The organism is Metapseudomonas resinovorans (assembly GCF_002003485.1).
Classification (GTDB): Bacteria; Pseudomonadota; Gammaproteobacteria; order Pseudomonadales; family Pseudomonadaceae; genus Metapseudomonas; species Metapseudomonas resinovorans_D.
Genome location: NZ_BDMA01000090.1, coordinates 63,698 through 71,033 on the forward strand (window position 1 = coordinate 63,698; position 7,336 = coordinate 71,033).

Sequence of the window (7,336 nt, forward strand, 5' to 3'; positions counted from 1 at the left end):
CAATCGGTGCGCATGGCGCACCCTACGTATGAGTCGAGGCGCCATCTGGCGGCTGGGCACGCGTGCCAACTTCTCGTGGAAAATAGGCCGTTCGTCGGGTAGGAGGTGCCGATTGCCGCTTATCCCGGCAACTCAACGTGACGTCTGAAGCTACTGGCAATCTGCCCCGTCTCCCCCCTATACAACAAAGGCTATCCGTCCGCGCGACCCCGCACGACGAGTCCACCTGTCAGGGGGGCGAAAAATGTAAATGCAATCCCGCACTCAACCGATACGCGTGATGCTGATCGATTGTCGTCCCCTCGTCCTGATGGGGCTCCACGACTTGATCAATGCCAGAAAACCACGGATGGAAGTGTGCGGCCAGGCCAGTACCTATGCCCACGCGCTGGATCGTGCCGATCAGCTGCGCCCGAATGTCATCTTCTTCAGCTTCTTCCCGGATGCACTGGACCCGCTCGACGTCATTTCGTTACTCACCCGCAGCAACGACATGAAAGTGCTGCTGCTCAAGGGACTGTACGAGGCCGTTCCCGTTGGCCGGGCGATAGACGCCGGTGCTCGTGGCGTCGTGCTGGCGGAGGATCCGACGGAGTCGATCATCCGCGCCATCATCAAGGTCTACCACCGCGACATCGGGCTGGACAGAGCCTGGGCCGGCGGACTATCCGGCTACTCCGCGGCCGGGCAGGTGCGAGTGAATGACGATCCGGAACGCGCGAGGTACTCGCAGCTGACCCTGCGCGAACGAGAGCTGATTCGCGCCATTGTGAGCGAACCGTCCGCCAAGTACATGCGCATCGCCGCGCGGCTGGGCATCAGCGAACACACGGTGCACAACCACCTCAGCAGCATCTATCACAAGCTGAACCTCATCAATCGCGTCGACCTGCTGATGTACGCGCTGAAGCACGGCCTCACCAGCGGCGGCGAGCCTCCGGATTCCACCTGGGTGGAAATGGACTGATCCTTCCGACCCGACCTCCCCAATGAAAATGACCTGGCTCCCTTGTGGGAGTCAGGTCGGTCACTTTTAGTGGTCCTCAGGCGATGGCGGGTGGTTTCGCGCGGGGATCTGCAAAAAAACGGGGGTGGCTTTCATGCCACCCCCGCTTCATTTCACACAGGCGATGGGTCAGGCGCTGCCGAAGAGAATGTCGGTGTTCAGCAGGTCGACCCCGACCACGGTGATGGTCGTGTTTTGTGCGCCTGACTCGTCGATAGTCACGATGCTGTTCGCGCCGGTGTTGTCGATCGATTGGACAACGGCGCCCGCATCGCCAATGAGTACCAGCTTGTCTCGCAGACTCGGCCCCGCATCGAAGCCGTTGACCTGGTACAGGTTCTCGGCGGCCGACAGATTGACGTTAAAGGCATCCTGCTCACCAATCGTGCCAGCCAACCTGTAGTCGAAGAGCGGGTCGTTCGGGTCGTTCGCAAACAGATTGGCGTCGAACGTACTTGTGGCCGTGTCCCCATCCCTGTCCGTCAGCGTTGCGTTGAATGCCAACTGGATATCGTTGGCCATGTTCTCGACCTGCTTGATGAACTGGATCACCGGTACCTTGATCTCGCCCAGGCCCATCGTTAGCTGAACAGCGTCGATCATCTTCGCGCCATCCCATTGGACGAGGAAGGACTTCTGGTTTCCTGCCTCGGAGGCCAGGTCAGCGGCAAGAACCTTCGTCTGGGCCGAACTCGTGCCGTCCTCGAAGAAGATCCTGTAATACAGCTCTTCGGTTGCCGGGTTGTAACCCTGCAGCGAGTTGTCGATGAACACCTTCATGGCCGTCAGCAAGGTCTCGGGATTGATGACGAAACTCTCGTCGCCGCTATTGATGCCGGCCGTCCCGTTTCCATCCAGGTTGTTGTTGCCGATGCCGATGCCGGATGTGCTGACGTTCACGTCCGCCGTGCCGAGGAACGAGAACCCGCCAGCTTCTATCTGCGCTTCTGTGAGGTCGGGCGCTCCCTGCACGATGGCGCTCAATACCTGGGCTGCGGTCGTGCCCGCGTTTACGCCGAAGAACACAATCTCCTCGGAGGGCGAAGGAATGGTCGGCGGGTCCTGCTTGGGAATCAGCAATGTGCGGACAGGGTCGGGGCCGCCCGCATCGAGTGAGCCGTCGGCACTGCTGAGGACGATCGTCGAACTGAAGCCTTGCACCAGATCCAATGCATAGGTGCCATTGGCGAAGGCAGTCAAGGTGTAGTCGATGGTGGTATTGGCAGTTGTCGCGTTGTTGTCGAAATCGCCGATCAGGCTACCTGCGAAGCGGTACGCGCCATTGGCATCCGGTGAGGGCGATAGCTCGTTGAGCGTGCCGGTCCCGGTGGTGGTCGTGTTGTCCGGCCTGACAAGGGTGAACTGACCGTTGACCAACGAGATATCCAGCCCCGCTGCACCCAGCCCGTCGGCTCCGGCCGCCATGCTCCAGTTCCCGTATTGGGGAAGGATGGTCCCGGTCCCCATCAGGTTGCCGAATGCGAGCGTCGGTGTGTCGTCGTCGACGGTGATGACCAGCTTCTCGGGGGCAGCCGTCACCGTGTCGCCGTCAGCGTCGGTGGCTTGCAGCAGCGAGCCCAGGTTGAGGGTGATGTCGTTCTCGTCATTGCCCGCCGCATGGTCCAGGGCCTTGAGCAGCGTGAAGCTGTAGGCGCCCGCTGCGGTCAGGCTGAAGGTGAACACGGCGACCGCGCCGGCTGAAGCTGTCAGCGTGTTGCCGACGACGTTGTAGGTCACCCCCACGCCGCCCGAAGTCAGCGTCTGCGGAAGGCCGCTGGTATTGCTGGACAGGGAGTAGCTCAGCGGCGCATCGGCGCCGGACTGGAAGATACCGGTCACGCTGCCACTGGCCACGGTCGCCGCGCCAGCCACGTCACCGATGCCACCGGCGATGCCGCCGACCAGGCCGTCCTCGTCAACGGTGCCGGCCACGGCGGCGCCGGTCGCAGTCGGCGTGTCGTCGTCAACGGTGATGATCAGCTTCTCGGGGGCAGCCGTCACCGTGTCGCCGTCGGCATCGGTGGCCCGCAGCAACGAACCGAGGTTGAGGGTGATGTCGTTCTCGTCATTGCCTGCGGCATGATCGAGAGCCTTGAGCAGCGTGAAGCTGTAAGCCCCCGCTGCGGTCAGGCTGAAGGTGAACACGGCGACCGCGCCGGCCGAAGCGGTCAGCGTATTGCCGACGATGCTGTAGGTCACCGCCACACCGCCCGAGGTCAGCGTCTGCGGCAGACCGCTGGTGTCGCCGGACAAGGCGTAGCTCAGCGGCGCATCGGCACCGGACTGGAAGATACCGGTCACGCTGCCGCTGGCGGTGGTCGCCGCGCCGGCCACGTCACCGGTGCCTCCGGCGATACCCCCGGCCAGGCCGTCCTCGTCGACGGTGCCGGCCACGGCGGCGCCGGTCGCAGTCGGGGTGTCGTCGTCAACGGTGATGACCAGTTTCTCGGCAGCAGCGGTCACCTTGTCGCCGTCGGCATCGGTGGCCCGCAGCAGCGAACCGAGATTGAGGGTGATGTCGTTTTCATCGTTGCCGGGCGCGTGATCCAGCGGCTTCAGCAGCGTGAAGCTGTAGGCGCCCGCTGCGGTCAGGCTGAAGGTGAACACGTCGACCGCGCCGGCCGAGGCGGTGAGCGTGTTGCCGACGACGCTGTAGGTCACCGCCACGCCGCCCGAAGTCAGCGCCGGCAAGCCGCTGGTGTCGCCGGACAGGGAATAGGTCAACGGCGCATCGGCACCGGGCTGGAAGATGCCAGTGACGCTACCGCTGGCCACGGTCGCCGCGCCAGCCACGTCGCCGGTGCCTCCGGCGATCCCACCCGCCAGTCCGTCCTCGTCGACGGTGCCGGCCACGGCGGTGCCGTTCGCTGACGGCCCGTCGTCCTCGAAGACCAGCTTGGAGCCGATTTCGGCGGTCGCAGTAGAGACGTGGGTCAGCTTGAAGCCACCGATATCGAAATCGGCGTGGTTAGTGCCCTTGGCGTTGAGGGCCGCGCCGTTCTCGACGAGCACGCGGTTGTGAACCGCCGTTGTGGTGTATTCGATCTTGTAGCCGGCCTTGACGCCGGTGATGGTTGCAACCCCGGCCGTGAAGGTGATGGCAATGCCCGGATCATTCACCGAGCCGTTCGAGTTCTCGATCACCTGCCCAGTGCTGATGTTGATGACGCGAACATTGATGATTGCAACCGACGTATCACCCGCATAGCCGTTGATGAAATTCACACCAGGCTCGGCTGCCGTGGTGAATGCGCTGACTTTTACCTGAGCAGTCTTGCCGCCTTGCAATTGCACGACGTCGAAGCTGGCCGACTGCGCATTGAAGACGGCGGTAAAGTCGATGTTGGATTCGAGATCGGCTTCGTTCTGATCCAGGTTGGGAATAGTCAGGTCCTGCCTGGCGCCGGTGACGAACGTAAAGCGGATGCCCTCCTGTTCCGTGATCATCTGATTGTTGGTGCCGAAGGTGGTCGGGCCACCCGCCTGGCTGGTATTGATCGTGTCGCCAGTCGTTATGTTGGCGCCCGCCGACTGGTCGGCGGGGTTCTTGCCGGTGGCGATGATGGTGGGGTCCGTGATCCTGCCACCGACAACGGTGGGGGTCGCCGTCGTGAACATCAGGAACAGGTTTTGACCTGAGGGTGCATTGGCCAGGCTGAACACCAGGTCCTCACTGGTTCCAATGAAAACCTTGTTCGCCAGATTGAGGGCATCGTCGGGATTGGTGGTGTCCGGGTGCTTGAGCGGTTGGTATTCCACTGTCCAGATCTTGCCGCCCGAGACCGGTGATCCGGTTTCTTCGATATAGGCAGCGAACACGATCGCGCCGGTTGCGCTACCGGCTCGGCCCAGCAGGATGTTGTTGTTGCTCGTATCGGTATAGAGAAAGATGCTGGTGCCATCGAGCGTATCCAGTCCGCTGTCCAGTCCATTGAGAGCTGCGCCAGAACTGTCGACGAAGCTGACATCGGTAATGCTTGCGCCGGGCGCCGCGCTGATGGTGAACGCATTGCTGCCCGTATTGCCGGCGGCACCGGTATACCCACTCAAAGCCGCACTCGTTGCGGTGCCGGCCAGGAGTGCGGTCAAACGGTTGGAGAAAAGCGAGGGCAGGGCCGTCAACAGAATGTCGGTGTCATTCGAGTCTTCAGGTTCGCTTTGCGTAGCGGTGAAGTTTTGCAATCCCGCCGTCTCATCAAGAATGGTGAGGCTGCCCGTCGTCGTAATAGTCATGGTTTTCTCCCCGGCAGAGTTGGTCATCAAGGCCTGACCGTTGACCCTTGTTCACTACTGACCATCACTATGAGGAAGCGCCGGGTGCGGGCGCATCGACCGATACTCCCAGGCGGCCTAGGAGTTTCGGACTACTCGGGGGGAGGGGAGGGGGCAACTGTTGCGGTGGTGAGAAAACGGGCAATCGCGGCCAGGACGTGCCCGGTCAGAGGCGGGTCAGTTGTGCTGTAGCCACACCTGGTACAGCTGATACAGGATCGCCAGCGCCAAGCCGAGCAGGATCAGATCGCGGAACATCTTCAGCGTCATCACCCAGTAAACCGCGATCGCCACCATGGCACCGAGGATCAGGCTGTGCGTCTGCTCCCAGTGCTTGCTGTAAGTCGTCGCAAGGTAGCCAGCCCCGAGGGACGCCGCTACCTGCAGGAGTGTCATGACCAGCAGCCCACCTGAAAACGGCTTCGGCGGGGCGTCGTACACCCGCCCCAGACCTCGGCAGTAGCGGCACTCGATGGTGCGGCCGTCCTTCTGAATGGTGCGGCTGCCATGACATACGGGGCATTGTTGCCAAGCCATAACTCGCCTTGCCACTTGTCTGGGACTACCAATGGGTAACGGTAGATCGGCCGGAGACAATTGGCATTCCCATTCGTATGTATAAGTTTGCCGTTGGGGGAGGGGCTTCGGGTCCAGGGCGAGGGGATGGTGATTGGCGCCCCTTGGAGCGCAAATGCTGTCCGAGGTGCTGCACGTCCAGCAACCGGCCATCGCGAAGATGGAAAAGCGTACTGACATGTACATCTCCACCCTGCGCAGCCGGCCATGGGTGGGCAACTGGAGGTGATCGCCCGGTTCCCCGGCGGTGCCGTGAAGATCACCAGTTTTGCGAATCTGATGAGTGTCGTAGCTGAGTGCGCTGTATTGAATGACATGAAAGGCCCCTAAAGGTCGTTTACCTTCCAGGGGCTTCTGGGTGGGAAGTTCTTGAGGTACTGCAGGCACGCTATTTGGATACTTCGCTAGTGAAATTTCCCGCCTGCCTTCTACTTTGGTATCTGGCTTAATACTTAGGTATCGGGAAGATATATTGATTGGTTGATTAATCTAGTCTTACGCACAAATGAAGCTCCACGAGCCCAGCGATACATTAAACATCAAGGGTTTCGGAGGGTTTCATCGTGAGCCATTTGATAAACGAATTTGCGGACAGCGCCTCGTCGCTTCGCTCAGCAGTTCTTGTCTGTCTGGCCCTGATGACCACCGTCGCCGCCCATCAACAGCCACTCGCCAAGCCCCGCGGCGCGGCACTCTCGGCAAGAGAGCCATCGAGTTCCCTGGTCAAGCTGGAAGGTATCAATCAAGCAGCCAGCAGCTTGCCCGTAGGCTCGCACTTGATCAGCCCGCGCAAGCTGTATGCACATCACGGGATATATCTTGGATGCGGCGAAGTTGCTCACTATTCCGGATTTTGCACTTCATTCAAGGCGGGCCCCGTCGAGGTGACTGATCTCGAATACTTCGCCAATGGCAACGCTATCTGGATGGTTCAGGAGCAGTGCAGATATTCCAGCAACGAGATAGTCAGTCGTGCGCGTTCAAGAGTTGGCGAGCGTCAATACAGCTTGCTTTCGAATAACTGCGAGCACTTCTGCAATTGGTGCATAAGCGGAGAAAGCTACAGCGCACAGATAAATGCCTGCCGTCATTTCTCGCGCCATGCTTTCTCTTGGATTTCGGGTTCGCAACCGAGCTTCATTGCATAGCCTCGGTCCCCACGTCAGTCCAAACGTTTCTGGAAATAGAAACGCTTGTGGCCCGGGGGAAAATCGTCGAGGTGACCGAATTCGGTGAAACCGTGTTTCTGATAGAACGCGGGTGCCTGGAAATCAAAGGTGTCCAGCCAGATGCCGACGCAGCCTTTCTCACGTGCAACGTCCTCAGCCATGTTCATCAGCCGAGAACCTGTGCCTTGCCCCCTCGTGTGCTCCGGAATGGCCAGCAGATCGATGAACAACCAACGATAAAAAATTTCCCCATAGAGGCCTCCAAGGGTAAGCGTCCAGCCAAGTCACCTTCCGAACTCCAGCATTAAGGGCG

The 7,336-nt window shown here is 60.6% G+C and carries 4 protein-coding genes and 2 pseudogenes; 3 read left to right on the forward strand and 3 right to left on the reverse strand.

Annotation, left to right across the window (positions count from 1 at the left end):
* Positions 1-250: 250 nt before the first annotated feature.
* On the forward strand, positions 251-967 hold the full coding sequence (locus MnOB_RS25675; protein ID WP_077527366.1) for a response regulator transcription factor: 717 nt from the start codon (positions 251-253) through the stop codon (positions 965-967).
* Between the two features lie 168 nt (positions 968-1,135).
* Here MnOB_RS25675 and MnOB_RS25680 read toward each other — a convergent pair whose 3' ends face one another.
* Together MnOB_RS25680 and MnOB_RS25685 are read right to left on the reverse strand one after the other, a co-directional pair.
* On the reverse strand, positions 1,136-5,239 hold the full coding sequence (locus MnOB_RS25680) for a T1SS-143 repeat domain-containing protein (protein WP_234358335.1): 4,104 nt from the start codon (positions 5,237-5,239) through the stop codon (positions 1,136-1,138).
* Between the two features lie 216 nt (positions 5,240-5,455).
* On the reverse strand, positions 5,456-5,815 hold the full coding sequence (locus tag MnOB_RS25685; protein WP_077527368.1) for a hypothetical protein: 360 nt from the start codon (positions 5,813-5,815) through the stop codon (positions 5,456-5,458).
* Positions 5,816-5,957: 142 nt separating this feature from the next.
* On the opposite strand from MnOB_RS25685, the pseudogene MnOB_RS25690 reads away from it, so the two are divergent.
* Both MnOB_RS25690 and MnOB_RS25695 read left to right on the forward strand, forming a co-directional pair.
* Positions 5,958-6,184, forward strand: a pseudogene (locus MnOB_RS25690) (hypothetical protein); the annotation flags it as partial.
* Between the two features lie 233 nt (positions 6,185-6,417).
* Positions 6,418-7,002, forward strand: coding sequence for a lecithin retinol acyltransferase family protein (locus MnOB_RS25695; protein ID WP_234358336.1), 585 nt, complete (start codon positions 6,418-6,420; stop codon positions 7,000-7,002).
* A 14-nt stretch (positions 7,003-7,016) separates the two neighbouring features.
* Here MnOB_RS25695 and MnOB_RS25700 read toward each other — a convergent pair.
* Positions 7,017-7,289 (reverse strand): annotated as a pseudogene (locus MnOB_RS25700) (GNAT family N-acetyltransferase); the annotation flags it as partial.
* Positions 7,290-7,336 lie beyond the last annotated feature (47 nt).

What these genes read in the sequence shown, in the direction of transcription:
- MnOB_RS25675 (WP_077527366.1), top strand. Translation starts at nt 251, where the DNA reads ATGCAATCCCGCACTCAACCGATACGCGTGATGCTGATCGATTGTCGT.
- MnOB_RS25680 (WP_234358335.1), bottom strand. Translation starts at nt 5,239, where the DNA reads ATGACTATTACGACGACGGGCAGCCTCACCATTCTTGATGAGACGGCG.
- MnOB_RS25685 (WP_077527368.1), bottom strand. Translation starts at nt 5,815, where the DNA reads ATGGCTTGGCAACAATGCCCCGTATGTCATGGCAGCCGCACCATTCAG.